The sequence below is a fragment of the Paenibacillus sp. sgz302191 genome, assembly GCF_057749925.1.
Map to the genome: position 1 here is coordinate 207121 of NZ_JBYLHY010000010.1, position 18905 is coordinate 226025.

17 protein-coding genes and 1 pseudogene are annotated in these 18905 nt (G+C 52.6%); 2 read left to right on the top strand and 16 right to left on the bottom strand.

Annotated elements, in window-relative coordinates; translation table 11 throughout:
* Positions 1-220: 220 nt before the first annotated feature.
* A complete protein-coding gene (locus AC3G2T_RS16925) occupies positions 221-424 on the top strand; it encodes a hypothetical protein (protein ID WP_488436260.1) in 204 nt (67 codons plus the stop codon).
* Positions 425-1015: 591 nt separating this feature from the next.
* On the opposite strand, the gene AC3G2T_RS16930 is transcribed toward AC3G2T_RS16925, so the two are convergent.
* From AC3G2T_RS16930 to AC3G2T_RS16945, 4 genes are all read right to left on the bottom strand, one after another.
* A complete protein-coding gene (locus tag AC3G2T_RS16930) occupies positions 1016-2443 on the bottom strand; it encodes a DUF1254 domain-containing protein (protein WP_488436261.1) in 1428 nt (475 codons plus the stop codon).
* A 127-nt stretch (positions 2444-2570) separates the two neighbouring features.
* Positions 2571-3644: a sensor histidine kinase gene (locus AC3G2T_RS16935; protein WP_488436262.1), complete on the bottom strand. Its 1074-nt coding sequence runs from the start codon at positions 3642-3644 to the stop codon at positions 2571-2573.
* Complete coding sequence (locus AC3G2T_RS16940; protein WP_474681949.1) at positions 3641-4333, bottom strand: response regulator transcription factor; 693 nt, start codon at positions 4331-4333, stop codon at positions 3641-3643. The genes AC3G2T_RS16935 and AC3G2T_RS16940 overlap by 4 nt, the downstream gene beginning before the upstream one ends.
* Positions 4334-4400: 67 nt before the next feature.
* Positions 4401-4727 carry a metal-sensitive transcriptional regulator gene (locus AC3G2T_RS16945; RefSeq protein ID WP_474681950.1) on the bottom strand — a complete coding sequence of 109 codons (327 nt, stop codon included), beginning with the start codon at positions 4725-4727 and terminating at the stop codon, positions 4401-4403.
* Positions 4728-4871: 144 nt separating this feature from the next.
* Here AC3G2T_RS16945 and AC3G2T_RS16950 point away from each other — a divergent pair, with 144 nt between their 5' ends.
* Positions 4872-6485, top strand: coding sequence for a multicopper oxidase family protein (locus AC3G2T_RS16950; RefSeq protein WP_488436263.1), 1614 nt, complete (start codon positions 4872-4874; stop codon positions 6483-6485).
* An 85-nt stretch (positions 6486-6570) separates the two neighbouring features.
* On the opposite strand, the gene AC3G2T_RS16955 is transcribed toward AC3G2T_RS16950, so the two are convergent.
* From AC3G2T_RS16955 to glgB, 12 genes and pseudogenes are all read right to left on the bottom strand, one after another.
* Positions 6571-6900, bottom strand: coding sequence for a LytTR family transcriptional regulator DNA-binding domain-containing protein (locus AC3G2T_RS16955; protein ID WP_474681952.1), 330 nt, complete (start codon positions 6898-6900; stop codon positions 6571-6573).
* 26 nt (positions 6901-6926) lie between these two features.
* Entirely contained in the window at positions 6927-7058 is a 132-nt protein-coding gene (locus AC3G2T_RS16960) for a hypothetical protein (RefSeq protein ID WP_474681953.1), read from the bottom strand.
* Positions 7036-7578, bottom strand: coding sequence for an accessory gene regulator ArgB-like protein (locus AC3G2T_RS16965; RefSeq protein WP_474681954.1), 543 nt, complete (start codon positions 7576-7578; stop codon positions 7036-7038). The genes AC3G2T_RS16960 and AC3G2T_RS16965 overlap by 23 nt, the downstream gene beginning before the upstream one ends.
* A complete protein-coding gene (locus AC3G2T_RS16970; RefSeq protein WP_488436264.1) occupies positions 7571-8224 on the bottom strand; it encodes a hypothetical protein in 654 nt (217 codons plus the stop codon). Before AC3G2T_RS16970 ends, AC3G2T_RS16965 begins: the two co-directional genes overlap by 8 nt.
* A gap of 163 nt (positions 8225-8387) precedes the next feature.
* Positions 8388-9842 (bottom strand): cardiolipin synthase, encoded by a 1455-nt coding sequence (gene cls, locus AC3G2T_RS16975; protein ID WP_474681956.1) that lies wholly within the window; start codon positions 9840-9842, stop codon positions 8388-8390.
* A 238-nt stretch (positions 9843-10080) separates the two neighbouring features.
* Positions 10081-11718: a hydroxysqualene dehydroxylase gene (locus AC3G2T_RS16980; RefSeq protein WP_488436265.1), complete on the bottom strand. Its 1638-nt coding sequence runs from the start codon at positions 11716-11718 to the stop codon at positions 10081-10083.
* A gap of 67 nt (positions 11719-11785) precedes the next feature.
* Positions 11786-11974, bottom strand: a complete 189-nt coding sequence (locus tag AC3G2T_RS16985) for a hypothetical protein (protein WP_474681958.1) — start codon at positions 11972-11974, stop codon at positions 11786-11788.
* 578 nt (positions 11975-12552) lie between these two features.
* A pseudogene (locus AC3G2T_RS16990) lies at positions 12553-12690 on the bottom strand (Cys-every-fifth RiPP peptide CefA); the annotation flags it as partial.
* Positions 12691-13097: 407 nt separating this feature from the next.
* Positions 13098-14534, bottom strand: coding sequence for a glycogen synthase GlgA (glgA, locus tag AC3G2T_RS16995; RefSeq protein WP_488436266.1), 1437 nt, complete (start codon positions 14532-14534; stop codon positions 13098-13100).
* Between the two features lie 30 nt (positions 14535-14564).
* A complete protein-coding gene (gene glgD, locus AC3G2T_RS17000; protein ID WP_474681961.1) occupies positions 14565-15674 on the bottom strand; it encodes a glucose-1-phosphate adenylyltransferase subunit GlgD in 1110 nt (369 codons plus the stop codon).
* A 7-nt stretch (positions 15675-15681) separates the two neighbouring features.
* Positions 15682-16830, bottom strand: coding sequence for a glucose-1-phosphate adenylyltransferase (locus AC3G2T_RS17005; protein ID WP_488436267.1), 1149 nt, complete (start codon positions 16828-16830; stop codon positions 15682-15684).
* Positions 16773-18770 carry a 1,4-alpha-glucan branching protein GlgB gene (glgB, locus tag AC3G2T_RS17010; RefSeq protein ID WP_488436268.1) on the bottom strand — a complete coding sequence of 666 codons (1998 nt, stop codon included), beginning with the start codon at positions 18768-18770 and terminating at the stop codon, positions 16773-16775. Before glgB ends, AC3G2T_RS17005 begins: the two co-directional genes overlap by 58 nt.
* Between the last annotated feature and the right edge of the window lie 135 nt (positions 18771-18905).

Genomic DNA, 18905 nt, shown 5'->3' on the forward strand with positions numbered 1-18905 from the left:
ACAGGCGGAAGAAGGTGTTACGGATACTTGTAAGGGGTGAATTTTAAAACTGTATAAGAATTCCGGACGGCTGTTTAAAAACGTAAGGTATCTGAAGGCGTGGAATTTGGAACAAAATTCTTAAATAGTCCGTTAGTATCTCTAAAGGGGGGCGAGCAATGATGCGGATATTTTCCAATTCAAAGGAATCGTTTACAGTAACGCTAACAACATAGAATGGGTGCAAAAAGCAGAACTTACAATTGGAAAAAGTATCGGGACCATTACGAAACAGTATAAAGATGGTCTTCCTTTCAAAGATGAAATGGCGACCCAACTTCCTGTTGGAACCGAGATTTACGAACCAATGAAAAAAAGTGGACCCATACTCATTGTGAAATTAAACGGCGAAGAAGTAAGGTATTTAGGACAAATAGAAGGTTAATTTACCTAAAAAGTAACAATGTTTACGAAAACAGCGTGTTGTTTTCGGAAAAGCCGTTGGGGGTTTGGCGGGCAACCGGTTCTTATGCCGCCAAAAAACGTCGCAGCGGCGGGTGAAGCGGCCCGGCAGCACGAAAAAGCCTGCGAAAGTGCAGGCTTTTTCCATGAAAATGGTTCGTTTTGGCGAAAAGCCTGCAATTGTGCAGGAATTTCCAATCAAAACGAGTCTGCGCCCGTTTTTTCGCGAAAAAAACTGCACTTTTGCAGGAATGTTTCGTTACTAGCGGAGCAGCGGGCAAAAAACTGCGCTTTTGCAGGCTTTCTGCGCGCTGCTCTAGGCAGATGCCACTGCCGGCGCGCCCCGCCGCCAACCGGCCAGCCGACTGGCGGTGCGCTAGCTCTGGCAGCTGTGCCCTCCGGCGGCCTGACTCCACCCGCCGCGCATCGCCGCCAACCGGCCAGCCAGCCAGCGATGCGCTACCTCTGGCAGCTGTGCCCTCCGGCGGCCTGACTCCACCCGCCGCACACCGCCGCCAAGCGTTCCGCCGGTAGCTCGCTCCACAGCCCCCGCGGCCCCCCCGGCGTCCGGCCGCTAAAGCCGCTTAACCGGCGGCCCCTGCGCCGGCCTGTATAGATCGACTTCCACCGGCGGCGAGTGCCATCGGCCTTTTAGAACGGGCTGCTGCGGCCAATACATGCGGAGTGTGAGGTTGAACGGTTCCGCAGGCGCCGGCAGCCAGTTCGGCTCCCGCTCATGCCCCGGCGAAGCATGCTGGATATAAATATCGAGGGAGCCGTCTTTATTGTAGTTCAGCTTTCCGAGGTGCGGAGCGACGGCATAGCGTTTTAGCGGATTTTCCACCAAAAATCCTGCGGCGTTATAGAGCGTCACCGACCAGAAAGCATTCGCCGGAGGCAGCCTGCCCGCATTGAAATGCATCACATAATTGTTGCTTCCATCCAGCGGGCTGCCGTCGCTGTCAACAGAGCTGTACGCATACACCGCATCTTCCGGAAGGTTGGCGCCAAATAAATTCATCGCCACTACCGCCCGCCGGACGTAATCTTTTCCATAAAAGCCCATGTTTTTCAGCAGCATGCTCCAGCCGTTCGTTTCGCTTTTTTTAAATAATTCATCTGAGGCAGTGCGGATCGTTTGCGGGCCGCTGCGGACGGCATTAGCCAAAGCCTGCTGCACGGTCGGGTGAAGTTTGTAAAAGTCGAAATGCGGACCCGGAATGAGCCCCAGCGCTCCGAGCTCCGCCGTCATGGCATGCGACTGGATAGCCGGATAAGGCGGGTTCCGATACATCACCGACATCATCAAATTGAAAAACGCAGCCGCATCCATCGATGCGATCGCATCCCTGGGAGAACGCCGGCCCAAAATAATGTGTTTATGAAGCAAGGCGTCCCATTCGGGCATTCCGGCAGGGACGGAGCCGTTCAGCCTTGTTAATTCGTACTGCTCCTGGATGGCGTGCACCGCCGCATAATCCGCCGGGCCGTTCGTCTGCGTGCGCCCTGTAATCCATACCGCGTTGGTCGGGGCGGCAATTACAGGAATGCCGACGGGAAGCGCGCCGTGCCAGCCGGGCCCTACGATTACAAACACTCGTTCACCCGTTCCTGTCGTGCGGGCTCCGACGGAAGCGAACACGTTCGACCAGGCGTCCAGCAAAGGCAGCACGTAGTAGCGGTCATCCGTATTCGGCACATGCAGCAGCAGCGGGCCCCGCGACAAATCCAGCCAGGCGGAGGAATACAGCGTATCCACGTTAGGTCTGACGACGAGTGTAAATTTTGGTGTCGCCGGCACTTTTTGATGATAAAACCGGTTCATCTGCGCCAAACTTAACAACCCGCTTCTGCGGGTAATATCCATAAGCAGCAAAGGGTATCCGTATATATACGCGTGCATCGCCCAATCGTTGAGGACACGATTCGTGCCGTAAGCCGGATCATCCGAGCCCGTCCCGGGAACGAAACTTCTTCTTTCTTTGAAATAAGCGTAATCCATACATCGCCTCCTTCACGCACGCTCCGATCTGCGTAAACGCACTCTTCGCAGGGGCAGCCGCAAACTTGTTCCAACCATTTTATGTAGCATAGGCTGTACGTGACAACAGGCGATATATGGAGTCGGCTTACACAGCAGGGAATTTTATCGTTACGGCGGTCCCTTTTCCTTCTTCGCTCCGGATATGTACGGAGCCTCCGTGAGCTTCCGTTAATTTTTGCACGATTGTCAGTCCGATGCCGCTGCCGCCGGATTTGCGGTCCCTGGATTTATCCACCCGGTAAAATCGCTCGAACACGAATGGCAGCTCTTGAGGACGTATGCCAATGCCGGAATCGGCAACGGTGAATACCGCATGCATCGGTTCCCTGCTCACGACAATGACGACTTCCCCGCCGGACTTCGTAAATTTCAGGGCGTTGGACAGCAAGTTCAGCAAAATCTGCATAACCCGTTTGCGGTCCGCCTGAACAAGGTACGGGTTCGCTCCCTTCACTTTAAGCTGCACGCCTTTTTGCAAATAGGCCGCCTTTACCGATTCCACGCTCTGCAGCACGATTTCCGTCAAGTTTTCCCGGTTCATCCGTACCTGAAAATGCGGCGACTCCATTTCCGTCAGCTGCTCCAAATCCCCGACCAGATCAGCCAACCGCTCCACCTCTTCATAGCACGATTCCAGACGCTTTGGAGACGGCTCCCATATCCCATCCATCATCGCGGCCATATGGCTTTTGAGCGTCGTCAGCGGAGTACGCAGCTCGTGGGCGATGTCGGCGGTCATCGCTTTTCGCAGCTGCTCCTGTCTTTGCAACTGCTCCGCCAGACGATTCAACGATTGGCCGAGATCGGCAAGCTCGTCTTTTCCTCTGAGCTCCGCTCTGACATGCAGTTTTCCTCGGGCCATCTGCTCGGCCGTCTTTTTCATGTTAATAAGCGGGGCCGTGATCCGTTTGGCAACTAGCAGGCTGACGGCGGCGACAAGCACGATAACGATCGCAGACGTCCATACGACGGATTGGATAAGCGCTTCTTCAAAATGGGAGTCGAAAGCGGCCGTATCCATATTTTGCTCCATCGCCTGCTGCTGGTATAAAGAGAAATGATAGTGCGTTTGCCAAATAAACGTAAGCGTGGAAATAAGCAAAACGCCTGAAGCGATGCTAACAAAAGCGATCGTCAGACGTAAGTAAAGTCCTTTCAAAGCGCGGCACCTCCCGCGAAGCGGTAACCGACACCGTAGACGGTGACGAGAAACTGCGGGTTTTTGGGATCGTCTTCGAGCTTGTAGCGAAGATTTTTGATATGCTGGTCGATCGTTCTCGCATCCCCGTCGAAATCGAAGCCAAGCACCTTTTCAATCAGCTGCTCGCGGGTAAACGTACGGTCCGGGTGGCGCGCCAATGAAATCAGGAGCCTGTATTCGTTGGGCGTCAAATTCAGCGGCCGCTCCTTTTTGAACACCTCATGGCGGCGGGTATCGATCACAAGCCCTTCCGCAAAATGGATGCTGTCGGCCAACAGCTCGGTTTCCGTGGATCTTCGGAGAATGGCTCTGACCCGGGCTACAAGCTCGCGCGGATTGAACGGCTTTGTCAAGTAGTCGTCGGCCCCCAGCGTCAATCCTTCGATGCGGTCGTCGGCCGCCACTTTTGCCGTAAGCATCAAAATAGGCACGGACGAACGCTGCCGGATTTGCCGGCACACTTGCTCTCCCATCATGTCCGGCAGCATCAGGTCCAGAATGACCAAATCGATCGAGCCTTTGGCTACATATTGCAAAGCTTCGGCGCCTGTCCCGGCTTCCTGCGTTTTGAATCCTTCATTTTCCAAATAGGACGCCACGACTTCTCTGATTTTCGCTTCGTCATCGACCATGAGTACGGTCTTCATCGTCTTCGCGCCTCATTCGCAATGAGCCATGCTGCCGCGGCCAACATACGGTACCCCCCTATATATTTTATTTGATCAACTTATTCACCGTCGTTAAAAGTTCGGCTATTACGTCATGATCGCCTTCCTGCAGCCGTTCGACGACGCAGCTTTTCATATGATGCTCGAGCAGCAGCTTGCCGACGCCGTTCAAGGCGGATTGGATCGAGGCGATCTGATTCAACACATCGTCGCAATAAGTGTCCTTCTCGATCAGCCCTTTAACCCCGCGGACTTGTCCTTCGATGCGGTTCAGTCTGCTGATTAAATTCGTTTTGATTTTGTCCGAATGATGGCTCTTCCGTTCACCCGGGGAATGGCAAGATTCCGTAAGCTCCGTATGGTTTGGTTCCATGCAAACGTCCCCCTCTCTGCGATTGATTATACCAATATCCCCTATCCTATGCAAAATGCAACCGCTTCTACACAACTTCTACATATGAACGGGTTATGATGAGGTTATAAGATCCGCATGACAAAACAAGATCTGGAGGTAAACATGATTAAAGCTGTGACGAGTTTAAAATATTTGTGGATTGGCGGAGCGATTTCCGCCCTGCTTGCAGGGTGTACGAACGCCGACAAAAACATGGAGGGCATGGATCATCCCAAAATGAATCATGCCATGAATACGGAAGAGCCACGGCAGACCGGACCATCGGCAGAGAGCAAAACGAACAACAGCGAAACCTTGACGGCAAAAGAAATTACACTGACGGCAAAAGCCAGCAATCTGGAAGTGCTTCCCGGCAAAATCATCCCAGTATGGACCTACAACAATTCAGTTCCGGGACCGCAAATCCGGGTCAAACAAGGCGATGTCCTGAAGGTCAATCTGAAAAACGAGCTGTCCGCCCCCGTTACGATCCATTGGCACGGCGTGCCGGTTCCGAACAATATGGACGGAATTCCCGGCGTCACACAAAACGCCGTACAGCCCGGGCAAACGTTTACGTATGAATTTAAAGCCGAAGTGCCCGGCACTTACTGGTACCACTCCCATCAGGACAGCGTCAATCAGGTGGATAAAGGTCTGTACGGTTCTTTGATCGTAGAGCCGAAAAACGAGGAAAAACCCGACCGCGACTACACGCTTGTTCTGGATGAGTGGATGAGCTCGGGGACATCCGGTATGGATATGTCTGGAATGGATATGTCCGGTATGGATCATTCCAAAATGAATATGGACGCCTCCAACCATGCGTCAACTGCAAATTCCCAAAGCTCTGCGGCCGCAGGGCACGATATGAGCATGTATGACCTGTACACCATCAACGGCAAATCCGGGTCCTCCATCGACAAGCTTACTGTCAAAAAGGGCGACAAAGTCCGCATCCGTTTGATCAACGCAGGCTATAAATCGCATAACATGCATTTGCACGGCCAGGAATTTAAAGTGACCGCGACAGACGGGCAGCCGATTCAAAATCCGCCGCTCATCAAGGATCAGCTCATTGCCGTCGCTCCGGGAGAACGATACGACCTTGAATTTGAAGCGGTCAACCCGGGCGTATGGTACTTGGAAGAGCACGGCAAAGAGGCTCCTGTCAAAAACATGAAAGCCCTCATTCAGTACGAGGGTTCCTCGGACTCGAAAGACCGGGCTGACGACGACAAGGATTTGCCGGTTCTGGACATTACGAAATACGGCAAAGCGGCCAAGGCCAAATTCACACTGGACCAGAAATACAACCTGGATTACACGATGGACCTGGGGACGAACGAGCATCAGGGCAACCCCGTATACACGATCAATAACAAGGCGTACCCGAATACCGACGCGATTCAAGTAAAAACAGGGGATTTGGTCAAAGTTCGCCTCACCAATACATCCAAATCCGACGATCACCCGATGCATTTGCACGGACATTTCTTTCAAATATTAAGCAAGGACGGCAAGCCGCTGGAAGGATCGCCGATCATCAAAGACACGCTAAACGTGAAACCGGGCGAAGAATACGTCGTCGCTTTCGAAGCGGACAATCCCGGCAACTGGATGTTCCACTGCCACGATCTGCATCATGCCGCCGCGGGCATGGTCACGAGCGTCAACTACCTGGATTACAAAACGGATTTCGTCCCCGATCCTAAGGCGGGGAACATGCCGGAGTAATCGCGGCCACCCGGCTTCACCAGCAGCAAGCAAAAATCCCCTCCGTTCGCATCTGCCCGGAGGGGATTTTGTTTGCACCATCGTATTATTCGCTCCGATCCGTTCGGTCTTTCATTTGCCGGAGCAAGCGCTGCAAGTTTTTGGCGGAAACCGGCACAAAGTCATTGTTTTCGAAATATACGGATTGGCGGTCTTCGTTGTAGCCTTTCAGCTGATTCAAATGAACAATGTAGGACCGGTCCACACGTTCAAAGCCTGCCTGCTGGAATGCGGAAAGAATCTGCTCGAATGACGTGGGATATAGATAATATGCAGTTTCCGTATGTACAGTAATTGCATTCCTATGTATAGTAAAATACAAAATATCCGATTCTTCCAGCTCATACACAGATCCATCCTCACGCAGAACTCGCATTCTTCTTTCCAACTCCAATAGTGAATTTAATTCTTCGCCTGTCTCAGTTCTTGCGGTACTTTCGGTGAAGCAAAGCACGGTTTGTTTCTTTTTTGAATCCCTTTGGCAGAACGAGTCAGCATATCGGATATTTTTTTAGCTATCGCCGCTTTCATCATGACCACCTCCTTTCGCAGGCAGTAAAGTTAATGACTGAATTAAAAACGACAGTGCCAGCAGCCAACTTCCCGCGGCAAAATTGACGGCAACTATGCAGAACGAAATCAGTTTAAGCCGGGGATGCGCCGCTTTTTCGACGCTCGTTTCCGAATCGATGTTAGGCGCAAAAAGCAGGACCAAAAGCACGCTCGCGAGGTTGGCTATCATCGTCAGCGAAGAATGGTACAGCGGCACATGGGGCACGATCGTAAAAATCGCGACACTGACAAGATTGCACCCCCACGTCGTCCGCACATGCCTGCCGCCCGAGAAATACCGCAGCACATTGACGGCGACGAGGCACAGCAGCGTCTCCTTCAGCTTGCCGCTCAGCCAACCGATCAAAAGCGATTCCACGACGATCAACGTGGTATTGATGTAAATGATAAGCGCATATCGGAGCACTTCGACAGAGCTCGTCTGCTCCGGATTTGCACGCTTGATCGCAGTTGCGGCGCGGGCGGCAAGACTATCAATCATCGCTTAGCTCCCTTCTGTTCGCCCAGGACAATAAGGCCAGCAAAGCAAATCCGAGCGAGACCGGAATGATGAAAAACAATTTGTTCATATGCGCCTGTACAAAATAGTAAATCAGTGTGATAGGGATGACCGCCGGCACGTACAGCAGAAGAATATGCCTGTTTTTGCCGCGAAGCGCAATCGAGCCGTGATTGCTGTGAGGTACGAAAGAGAAGCCTTTGTTTCTTAAGTGGATCAACTTGCCGATGAGACAGGCGATGATTGCAGATATAAGCTGCAACAAATATGTCGTCGCCTGATTAGGGCCGGGTTCGTTATGTATAAAGCCGAGCACATTCATGAAAAAGTACAAGCCTGTCTGAATGAGCAAATAAGCGATAAAACCGGTTGCGGCCATCACCGCGGCATAAAACACATGAACCCTGAACATCAGCCAAAGGAACAAGAACGTCAACACCAGCTGCAGAAGTATATCCAGAGTGAAATATCCGTACATCTCGCGGAGGGAGAAACTGATAAAGCTGGCAATGATACTGGCGAAAACGATCGACGAAACATAAATGTCAAATTTAAAAAGCTTGAACATCAAATAATACATCGCTGAAGTTTCAATAACGCTTAGCAGCATAAAAAAAAGGAAGACCATCTATAACTCTCCCAATTATCGGTAATTAAGTTCTAATATTTACTATAATGCGAAATGCAAAGATTGACAATATAGGAATTAAAAAAATAAACAGCGCCCAACGCATAATTTCCGCTGCGCACTGTTCGGTTCGTACGCTATTCATACCTGCGGGCCCCCTCGCTTACAATATCGGCGAGATCAGCTTGGAAATCGATTCAAGAAAACGGATGCGCAGCGAGCGCTTTTCGTATTCTTCGAGCGTCAATTCCAGGCAGCCTTCCATGTCTTTCCAAAAAATATGTTCGAGCGATGTCGCCGTCTCCGCATCGTATATCAATGCGCTCGTTTCGAAGTTCAGCCGCAGACTGCGAATGTCCAGGTTCGCCGTCCCGACGGAGGCGACCCGGCCGTCGACGACGATCGTTTTGGCGTGCAGGAAGCCGTTATCGTACAAGTAGCATTTGACCCCCGCCTGCAGCAGCTCCCCGGCAAAATACAGCGAAGCCCAATGCACGAACAAGTGGTCCGCTTTTTGCGGGATCATAATTCTTACGTCGATTCCCGACAGCGCGGCGATCCGCAAAGCGTTCAGCAAGCTTTCCTCGGGAATGAAATACGGAGTTTGCACGAGAATGCGGCGTTTGGCCGAATGAATCATTTTCAAAAACGTATGGACAAAATGCGGCCACTTCTCATTCGGTCCGCTGGCGATAATTTGCATCGGCACCCGGCCGGACGCCTCCTGTTCCGTCCTCTCGGGGAAGTACGCCGGTTCCATATCGATCTTGGACGCCGACGCCAGATTCCAGTCCAGAACGAACCTGGCCTGCAGCGCCAGAACGACGCTTCCCGACAACCGCAAATGCGTATCCCGCCAAAAGCCGAACCGCCGGTCCAGACCCAAATATTCGTCGCCGATGTTAAAGCCGCCCGTATAACCGACGATACCGTCTATTACAACCAGCTTGCGGTGATTGCGGTAATTGACGCGGTAATTGAGATAAGGAATGCGGGACGGGAAAAAAGCCGCCACCTCTCCGCCCGCTTCCCTCAGCTCCCGAAAAAAAGCGTCCTGCAGCGAGCGCGAACCGATATCGTCATACAGCAATCTGACCCGAACTCCTTCGCCGGCTTTTCTTGCCAGCGCCGCGACCACTTTTTTGCCCAGCTGATCGGGCTTTATAATATAGTACTGCAGATGAATATGATCTTGCGCTTGTGCGATCCGGTCCAGCAAATCGTCGAATTTGGACACGCCGTCCGTAAAAATGCGAACTTGATTGTCGTGCGTAATAAAAGAATCGTTCGTCGCTACGTTCAAGTAAACCAACTCGCTGTACGGCTGCACCTCGGGAAGATCGCGAAGCAGCAAGCCGTCCTTCAATTGCTGCGACTGCTCAGTGATCACTGTCTGCACCCTCTCCAGCATCGACTGGTTCCATTTGTACAATTTTCTGCGGCTCAAATTTTGCCCGAAAATAAAGTACAAGACAAATCCGAGAATGGGGATGAAGAGCAGCACCATTAACCATGACCAGGTTGCCGCCACATTGCGCCGCTCCAGGAATACAATAGTCAAAGCGAGCAGGATGTTGATCACAATAAAACCTGTAGGCAGATGGGAAAGCACATTCATAGGAACACTCCATATCTCCCGTGACCGGATAAAGCGCTGAAGCTTTTTCACGAATCGCCGAGGAATCGTTTAAGCAAGTTAAATTCTATTATACCTAATTGTTTCTTGACTGAAAATAAACGCGGCTCATGACAAAAAAAGGAGCTCTATCGCAGCGGATAGCACTCCTTTATGTCGGAACCTAGCGGTTCGTGCGCTTGCCCGGGAAATAGCCGGACGGCCCTATTTCCCCGCTTCGTCAGCCAACGATTTTCCCGTCCCACGGCAAGCCTTGCCGGTACCGGTCGCGATCGTTTTTGCGCCATGCCGACAGCACTAAGGGATCGTACATCTCCCATATTTCGCATGGATCGGCATCGGAGCAGCTGGCTTCGAGAATCGCATTGACAGCCCGTCTTGCGGCCTCATTCGCGCTCTCCATCGTCGCCAAATCGGTGTTGGTCCGCACGTAATCCGCCGCCAGATACAAGTTCGGAATCGCCGTATACGCGTTGGGCCGCAAATACCAGGTGTTGACCTTGTTCACGAGCAGCGGCTCCAGATTGATCGTTTCATGCGGATTCGGAAACTGAATGTCCGAGTCCAAAAACCAGTCCACGAGCTGATCGTCGGACAGCACAACGGATCCGCCGGCATTCAAGCTTTTTTTCGTCTGCTCCCAGACCTCGTTCTTGATTTCCTCCTTAGTGCAGCGCATCGCCGGCTTCCCGTACAAAATTCCCGGCGTATGCCAGTCCGAAATGTCCACCGACAGCACGTCTTTGACCAGGCCGTTACCATATTCGGCCAAATCCACGTCCGGCCAAAATTGGGCCTGCGAAACCGACGTAAGCGCCCAAGGGCTGTCCATATGAATGACATGGCCGCGAATGACCGGTACGTCCCGATTCAAATAAAATTGAATCCCGTTCATCCAATCCACAGACTCCGCAAGCTTCTTGATGCCTGACAGCGTCGCATCGGCCTGCAGCATCTCGCTTGTAATCAGCTCCGCCATCACTTCTACGGGCAGCGCGGAAATAAAATAGTCGCCCGTCACCATCGTCGTGGCGCCGCCCTGCGTAACCGCTGCGCCCGTAATGATTCCGCCCGCACAGTGAATGTAATCGACCTTGGCGTCCAGGTGGTACTCCACTCCGTTCGAGGTCAAATAATCGAGCCACGGCTGAATCCACACCTCATTGGTCGGGCCGCACAGCAGCCGGTCCGCGCTGGAGCCCGGCGTCACCATATCCATCATCAGCGTGGCCCCGACCGTGCCGATTGTGCCTGTATTGGCCTCGTGCGCCTTGGCCGCGACCAAAATCCGCGTCAGCCCCGTGAACACCTTGCGGAACGCCTCTGACTGCTTATCGGCCTCAATGAAATCCCACCAAGCGATCTGCTGGTATTCCAACTTCCTGCGCTCGTCGCAGCTGGTCATCACCTGCCACAGCCTGGACACATACTGCTCCACGTCGTAATCGCTAAGACCGAGGCCGTTGTCAAACAAAGATTTGATCAGCGTCTTCCAATCCTGGAACGTCCGCGGAAATTCCGCCATGAACGGCAGCATAGCCCGGTCAAAGAAAGCCAGTCCCAACTGCGAGCCCTCCACCAAATTGTCGAAAACGCCCTGCGGATTGTCCCCGTAAGGAATCCGCTTCATCGTATCGGTAATATGTTTGTAAAACTTCGGAAAAAAGCGGAACCCGTGCTCGCCGGGCAAATCCCGCCTGCCTTCCGTACCCGAATTCGGCATCGGCATGCTCCGCGCCTTGCCGCCGGGTATCGATTTCATTTCGTATACGGCAACCTGAAAGCCGCGCTCCATCAATTCATGAGCCGCGCTCATTCCGGCTACTCCGCCGCCAAGGATGACTACCTTGAGACTCATCCTGCCTGCTCCCCCTGCCCTTTGGAATTGAACTCCGAACGAATACAGCGCTCTCCGGGGATGAAGGCTATTTTTTTATCAGGCACAGCTTCCGCAAATAATAGACGCCGCCTACTTTGATGACTTCATCGGAGTAGCCTTCGATCAAAGCTCCGGCATCCTCCAGCTCCCCGTCAAACCATACTTCGACTGTAGTCTGAAACAACATGCATAGGTACAGGTCAGCGTCTGTCGAACATACTTCTGTCCGGCGCATCGTACACTACCGCCTCCCGTCTTTATTTTCATCCGGCATTGTATTTATCGTCATGACCCGAAGATTTATAAAGACCCTTGGGCGCAAAAAAGTAACCTTAATAAATCAATCTGCCGAGGGAAAGTCGTGACACTCTGCGCAACACCCTGTTCGAGCAGCCTGAGAGGGGCACAGCCGCTTTTCCCCGCCCCACACCTCTCCTGGACGGGTTCCGGCACTGAAGTGGGGGGACATCGCGGCTTGGCAAGGAGAAAGCCTGCAAAAGTGCAGGTTTTTTCCGCAAAAGTGGTTCATTTTGGCGAAAAGCCTGCGATTGTGCAGGAATTTTCGATGGAAATGAATCTGAGCCCATATTCGCGGCGAAAAGCCTGCACAATTGCAGGAATATCTCGTGGCTAGCGTATCCTTCGAGCAAAAACTGTACTTTTGCAGGTTTTCTTCGCGCCACCAGGCAGATTGTGCAACTGGTTATGGCGTGAGGGGTTCTGGGCAGCCTGAAATGCACAGGATTGTTTCGGTGTTAGCGTACCCACGAGCAAAAAGCTGCACTCTCGCAGGTTTTCTACGCGCTACAAGCCTCAGTGTTTACAAATCTCGGTGCTCCAAACCTCCGTGTCGCAAGCCTCAATGCTACAAGCCTTCGCGCCGCAAACCCCCGCGCCGCAAGCCTCAATGCTACAAGCCTTCGCACCGCAAACCTCCGCTCTGCAAGTCTCTGTACTACAACCTCCCTACCGCAAACCTCCGCTCTGCAAGTCTCTGTACTACAACCTCCCTACCGCAAACCTCCGCTCTGCGAGTCACTATACTACAACCTCCATGCCGCAAACCTCCGCTCTGCAAGCGGAGGCGCTCTCTCCTCCAGACACTATATGCCGTTAAATGTTGTGTTCGATTTGGGGAAGCAGCGTTCAGCCGGAGTAGAGCGTGCATTTACAGCAGATCTTTAGCGGTGCCGGTTGCATTTGGGGCAATGGAATCGCCGAATTCGGTTCCGGATGGAGGCGGCCGTGACTGCATTTCGCACCGCACGCAGCTCCCAGCTCGCGGTGTTGCGCGGTATGACGGCAGCCGGTCGGCAAAAAAAACCGGAACCCCCTTAAGGGCTTCCGGTTTTGGGCGTTTAACGGCTGCGGATCGTTTCTTTGTACAGCGCGATGTACTGCTGTGCGGACTTTTTCCAGCTGAAGTCGCATTTTTTCATGTTTTGCTGGATGCGCAGCCACGCTTCGCGATCGTTCTGGTAGAAGAACACAGCCCGCCTGATCGTATGAAGCATGTCATGAGCGTTATAATTGGTGAATGTGAAGCCCGTTCCTTCGCCGGTGAATTCATTGTAGGGCAGCACCGTGTCCTTCAGGCCGCCGGTTTCCCGGACAATCGGCACCGAGCGGTAGCGCAGCGCGATCAGTTGGCCGATACCGCACGGCTCGAACTGCGACGGCATAAGGAACAGATCGGATGCCGCGTACAGCCCACGAGCCATCGTCTCGTCAAAATAAATGAGCGCCGCAACTTTGTCCGGGTTCGCTTCCGCGGCGTGGCGGAACATTTGCTCGTAGCCGTAATCGCCCGTTCCCAGTACGACGAGTTGAATGTCGAGCGACAATATTTCCTGAAGCACGTGCTGGATCAGATCCAGCCCTTTTTGCTGTACGAGCCTGGTGACCAGCGCAATCATCGGCGTATCCCCGTTGACCGGAAACCCGAGCCGCTCCTGCAAAGCCAGCTTGTTTTGCTGCTTCTTGGGCAAAGAATCGCGGTAATTGACAGCCAGATGCGGGTCATTCATCGGATCGAACGTTTCATAGTCGATGCCGTTGACGATGCCGGTCAGCTGATGCTTCCGGTGCCGCAGCAAACTGTCCAAATATTCGCCGTAATACGGAGTTTGAATCTCCTCGGCGTAGGTTTGGCTTACCGTCGTAATCTGGTCTGCGTAAAGGAGTCCGCCTTTCAAAAAGCTTGCTCCGCCATGCAGCTCGAGTGCCGTACCGGTGAAATGGTCGTCGCTTAGGCCGAACAAATCTTTCATGAGCGATTGGCTGAAAACGCCCTGATATTTCAAGTTATGAATCGTCGTGATCGTTTTGATCGGGGCAAAAAAAGGCAGATGGCTGTAATGAGCCTTCAGCAGCACCGGAATCATACCCGTCTGCCAATCGTGGCAGTGGATCAGATCAGGTTGAAAATCGAGAACCGGCAGCGCTTCGATGACACTTCGGCAGAAGAAGGCGAACCGTTCCGCCTCGTCGCCGTACCCGTACAGCCCCGAACGAAGAAAATAATATTCGTTATCCACAAAGTAGAAGGTAACGCCGTCTGCCTGAAGCACATCGATGCCGATGAACTGCTTTCTCCAGCCTACATAGATGTCGAACACCGCTTCGGATTCCATCTGCTCTTTATATTTCGGCGGGATGCTTCCGTATTTCGGCAAAATGACCCGCACGTCAAGCCCTTGGCGCGCAAGCTCCTTCGGCAGCGAGCCGATGACGTCAGCAAGGCCGCCTGTTTTGGCAAAAGGCACCGCTTCGGATGCGGCAAACAATATTTTCATCGTCCCACTCCTCTGAGGATTTGTAAAAGCTTAAATCACCTTCGTTTTGGCTGCGATAAACGGAGCTTTGTTGTCTCCGGTAAGCACCCGGCCTCTGCTGATAAAGACGTCCTTATCGAGAATGGAGTTCTCGATGATTACATTTTCCTCGATCTCGCAGTTTTGCAAAATGATGCTGTTTTTCACATAAGCGCCTTTGCGGATTTTTACGCCGCGGAACAATATGCTGTTCTCCACCTTGCCCTCGACAACGCAGCCGTTGGCGATCAGCGCATTTTTGACCGCTGCGCTTTCCAAATATTTGGCCGGCGGCTCATCCTTAACTTTCGTATAGATCAGATTTTTCTGGAAAAACAGCTCCCGCCATACGGCCGGATTGAGCAGCTGCATGCTGTGCTTGTAATAGCCCTGGATCGAATTCACGACGCCGACGTGCCCTTCGAATTTATAACCGTAAACGCTCAGCTTGTCGATGTTTTTCATGATGCCGTCACGCACGAGATGATCGTATCCTTGCGCCAAGCAGGACTCGACCATATCCAGCAGCAGCGCTTTGCTCATGATGTACATTTCCATCGAGATGTTGTTCGTGCGCAGCCGCCCGGTATGATCCTCGATCAGCGTGATCTGCCCGTTCTCCTTGACGGCAAGCCGGCGGAATTTTCCTTGCACATCCTCATCCGTCTGCTTGTAAATAACGGTAATGTCCGCTTGCGATTCCTGATGAAAACGCACCGCATCCACATAATTGATGTTGCACACCATATGGCTCCGCGAAATGATGACGAGCTCTTCTTTTCCCCGGTAAAAATAGTCGCGGTGGCTGTAAAATTGATACAAATCGCCGCGGGAAATTCCTGTCGGCTCATCCAAAACGGAAGGCAGCACGAACAGCCCCCCGCGCTTGCGGTCGAGATCCCACTCCTTGCCCGACCCCAGATGATCCATCAAAGATCTATATTTATGCTGCGTGAATACGGCGACATTATCAATGCCCGAATTCACCATGCTCGAAAGTGTAAAATCAATCAGGCGGTATCTCCCGGCAAAAGGTACGGAAGCGGCACAGCGGTAATACGTCAGTTCCTCCAAATCGTCAGGTTCATTCACTAAATTGATGACGCCCATCACATGCTTCATATCGAAATCATCCTTTCTGATTTGTATTCGCTGGAACCCGTTCATTACCGCCGATCAGAACGATTTCGCCGTTGCCGTCGACCTTCGCGCCGTCCTCCACTACCGTATTCTCACCAATGATGGCTTTGTTGATCGTCACATTGCTGCCGATCTTCGCATTCGGCATAATGACCGAATCGCGGATGCTGCTGCCTTCGCCGACCTGTACCCCGTAAAACAGCACCGAATGATCAACATCGCCGAAAATCGCGCATCCTTCGTTCACCAGCGACCTGCGCACGGTGGCCGTCGGAGCGACATACTGCGCCGGCTGGTAAGGACTCAAGGAATATACCCGCCAATCTTTATCGTTAAGGTTTAAACCGTTATTGTCGTCGAGCAGATCCATATTCGCTTCCCACAGGCTGTCGATCGTCCCTACGTCCTTCCAGTAGCCTTCGAAAGGGTAAGCGAACATGCGCGCCTGTTCCTTCAGCATCATCGGAATGATATCTTTGCCGAAATCTTTGCTGGAGTCCGGGTTCGCTTCATCCCGCGTCAAATAATCTTTAAGCACTTTCCAGTTGAATATATAAATGCCCATCGAAGCCAGATTGCTTTTGGCTTCCTTCGGCTTTTCCGCAAACTCCGTAATCGCCTGCTGCTCATCCACGCTCATGATGCCGAAGCGGCTCGTTTCCTCCCACTTCACCTCAATGACCGCGATTGTGGCATCGGCTTTCTTTTGCTTATGGTACTTGAGCATCAAATCGTAGTCCATTTTATAAATGTGGTCACCGGAGATGACCAGCACATATTCCGGATCGTACTGCTCGATAAATCCGATATTGCGGTATATCGCATTGGCCGTGCCTTTATACCAGTCGCCGCCCTTCTGTTCCATGAACGGGGGCAACACGGTGACGCCGCCGTATTTGCGGTCCAAATCCCAGGAGCTTCCGATCCCGATGTACGAGTTCAGCACCAGGGGCTGATACTGGGTCAGCACGCCTACCGTGTCGATCCCCGAATTCGTACAATTGCTTAGGGTGAAATCAATGATCCGGTACTTTCCGCCGAAATGTACGGCAGGCTTTGCCAGATTGTTCGTCAGTACGCCTAATCTCCGGCCTTCCCCGCCGGCGAGGAGCATGGCAACGCATTCTTTGCTTCGCATTGTTGAATTCCCCCTATTCCTTCTGCATTGTCGATTTGGACTGCGTCTACACACTTGATATAGATAGCGGCTAGCGGCGGTAAACGGAGCGCCAAGCTGTTCGGAAAACCATGCCACGGCTCAGGCTTGCTGGCCAGCAGCTCCGAATTGCTTTGACCCGAACCGCCGTAGCTGACCGAATCGCTGTTGAACACTTCCTTGTACGCGCCTTGCCGCGGAACGCCGATCCGGTAATCCGGATGGACGACCGGGGTAAAATTGCACACAAAGATGAGGTCATCCGCGGGACTTGCGCCTTTGCGAATAAAGGCGACTACGCTCTGGCTTTGATCGTGGGGGTTGATCCACTGAAATCCGTCCGGACTGTGATCCAGCTCCCACAAGGCGGGCTCATCCAGGTAAAACCGGTTCAGCTCCTTGACGTAATGCTGCATGCTGCGGTGCATGTCGTAATGCTCCAGCAGGAACCAATCCAGTTCTTCTAAATCTTTCCATTCATCGAATTGCCCGAATTCCCCGCCCATGAAAAGCAGCTTTTTACCGGGATGTCCGAGCATGTAACCGTAAAAGGCGCGCAGATTGGCGAACTTTTGCCAGTAATCTCCCGGCATTTTATGCAATAATGAACGCTTGCCATGAACGACTTCGTCATGGGACAGCGGCAAAATGTAATTTTCGGAGAACGTGTACATGAAAGAAAAAGTGATCAAATTATGATGATAGCGCCGGTGAATCGGATCCAGCTTCATATAGCGAAGCATGTCGTTCATCCAGCCCATATTCCATTTGTAGTTAAAGCCCAGACCTCCGTCGTGAACCGGGGCGGTGACGAGCGGCCAATCCGTGGAATCCTCCGCCATCATGAGCGCATGAGGGTAATAGGAGAACACCACCTGATTCAGCTTGCGGAGAAACGCGACCGCTTCCGGATTGTCCGTACCGCCGTACTGATTGTAGATCGGCTCTTCGGACCACCTGCCGAAATTGAGGTGCAGCATGCTCGCCACCGCATCGACCCGTATCCCATCCATATGATACATGTCCATCCAAAATACCGCGTTGGAGATCAAAAAGCTGATGACTTCCGGTCTGCCGAAGTCGAACGTCAGCGTTCCCCACTCCAGCTTCTCGGCTTTTCGCGAATCCTGATATTCGTACAGCGGCGCGCCGTCAAACTGGCGCAAACCGTGATCGTCCTTGCAAAAGTGTCCCGGCACCCAGTCCATAATGACGCCGATGCCCCGCTGATGGCAGCGGTCCACAAAATACATGAAATCTTTCGGAGTTCCGTGCCTGCTGGTCACCGAGTAATATCCGGTCGCCTGATATCCCCACGAGCGGTCGAAGGGGTGCTCCGCCAGCGGCATCAGCTCGATATGGGTATACCCCATCTCGGCGGCGTAATCGACGAGCTCCTCGGCCAATTGCCTGTACGTGTACAAATCCTCGCTGTGCCGGTCCTTTTTGCGCCATGTTCCCAGGTGGACTTCGTAAATGGACAGCGGCTTGTTGTAGGCCGATCCGTCCTGCTTGCGCTTTTGCCAAGCCTCATCCTGCCATTCGTAGCCTTGCAGATCGCAGACCCTTGAAGCGGTTCCCGGACGAATCTCCGAGTAAAAGGCATAGGGATCGGCTTTGAGCACAATCCGGCCGTTCGCGGAGTGAATCTCGTATTTGTAATGATCGCCTTCCCGCGCTTCGGGCACGAACAGCATCCAGACGCCGAGCGTGCTGAGCCGCTCCATGACATGGCTGCCAGAACTCCAGCCGTTGAAATCGCCGAGAATGCAGATCCTGCGGGCGTGCGGCGCCCAAACCGCGAACCTGACTCCTTCCTGTCCGGGCGTGCGGCTTACATGCGCCCCCAAAAGCTTGTAGCTGTGGTAAAGGGATCCTTCGTGAAGCAAAAATAAATCTTCTGAACTGGGTATCTCTTTCATCTTCACCATATCCCTCCCTGATTCAGCCTGCTTCCATAGAGTACAAATACTACAAAAATCAAGGAATTCCTTTAATCGCAAATAAGAAAAAAGGAAAATGCGCTCCTCCCGGTGAAATGTATAAATATATCGAGC

What these genes read in the sequence shown, in the direction of transcription:
- AC3G2T_RS16930 (WP_488436261.1), bottom strand. Translation starts at nt 2,443, where the DNA reads ATGGATTACGCTTATTTCAAAGAAAGAAGAAGTTTCGTTCCCGGGACG.
- AC3G2T_RS16940 (WP_474681949.1), bottom strand. Translation starts at nt 4,333, where the DNA reads ATGAAGACCGTACTCATGGTCGATGACGAAGCGAAAATCAGAGAAGTC.
- AC3G2T_RS16945 (WP_474681950.1), bottom strand. Translation starts at nt 4,727, where the DNA reads ATGGAACCAAACCATACGGAGCTTACGGAATCTTGCCATTCCCCGGGT.
- AC3G2T_RS16950 (WP_488436263.1), top strand. Translation starts at nt 4,872, where the DNA reads ATGATTAAAGCTGTGACGAGTTTAAAATATTTGTGGATTGGCGGAGCG.
- AC3G2T_RS16955 (WP_474681952.1), bottom strand. Translation starts at nt 6,900, where the DNA reads ATGCGAGTTCTGCGTGAGGATGGATCTGTGTATGAGCTGGAAGAATCG.
- AC3G2T_RS16960 (WP_474681953.1), bottom strand. Translation starts at nt 7,058, where the DNA reads ATGATGAAAGCGGCGATAGCTAAAAAAATATCCGATATGCTGACTCGT.
- AC3G2T_RS16965 (WP_474681954.1), bottom strand. Translation starts at nt 7,578, where the DNA reads ATGATTGATAGTCTTGCCGCCCGCGCCGCAACTGCGATCAAGCGTGCA.
- AC3G2T_RS16970 (WP_488436264.1), bottom strand. Translation starts at nt 8,224, where the DNA reads ATGGTCTTCCTTTTTTTTATGCTGCTAAGCGTTATTGAAACTTCAGCG.
- cls (WP_474681956.1), bottom strand. Translation starts at nt 9,842, where the DNA reads ATGAATGTGCTTTCCCATCTGCCTACAGGTTTTATTGTGATCAACATC.
- AC3G2T_RS16980 (WP_488436265.1), bottom strand. Translation starts at nt 11,718, where the DNA reads ATGAGTCTCAAGGTAGTCATCCTTGGCGGCGGAGTAGCCGGAATGAGC.
- AC3G2T_RS16985 (WP_474681958.1), bottom strand. Translation starts at nt 11,974, where the DNA reads ATGCGCCGGACAGAAGTATGTTCGACAGACGCTGACCTGTACCTATGC.
- glgA (WP_488436266.1), bottom strand. Translation starts at nt 14,534, where the DNA reads ATGAAAATATTGTTTGCCGCATCCGAAGCGGTGCCTTTTGCCAAAACA.
- glgD (WP_474681961.1), bottom strand. Translation starts at nt 15,674, where the DNA reads ATGAAGCATGTGATGGGCGTCATCAATTTAGTGAATGAACCTGACGAT.
- AC3G2T_RS17005 (WP_488436267.1), bottom strand. Translation starts at nt 16,830, where the DNA reads ATGCGAAGCAAAGAATGCGTTGCCATGCTCCTCGCCGGCGGGGAAGGC.
- glgB (WP_488436268.1), bottom strand. Translation starts at nt 18,770, where the DNA reads ATGAAAGAGATACCCAGTTCAGAAGATTTATTTTTGCTTCACGAAGGA.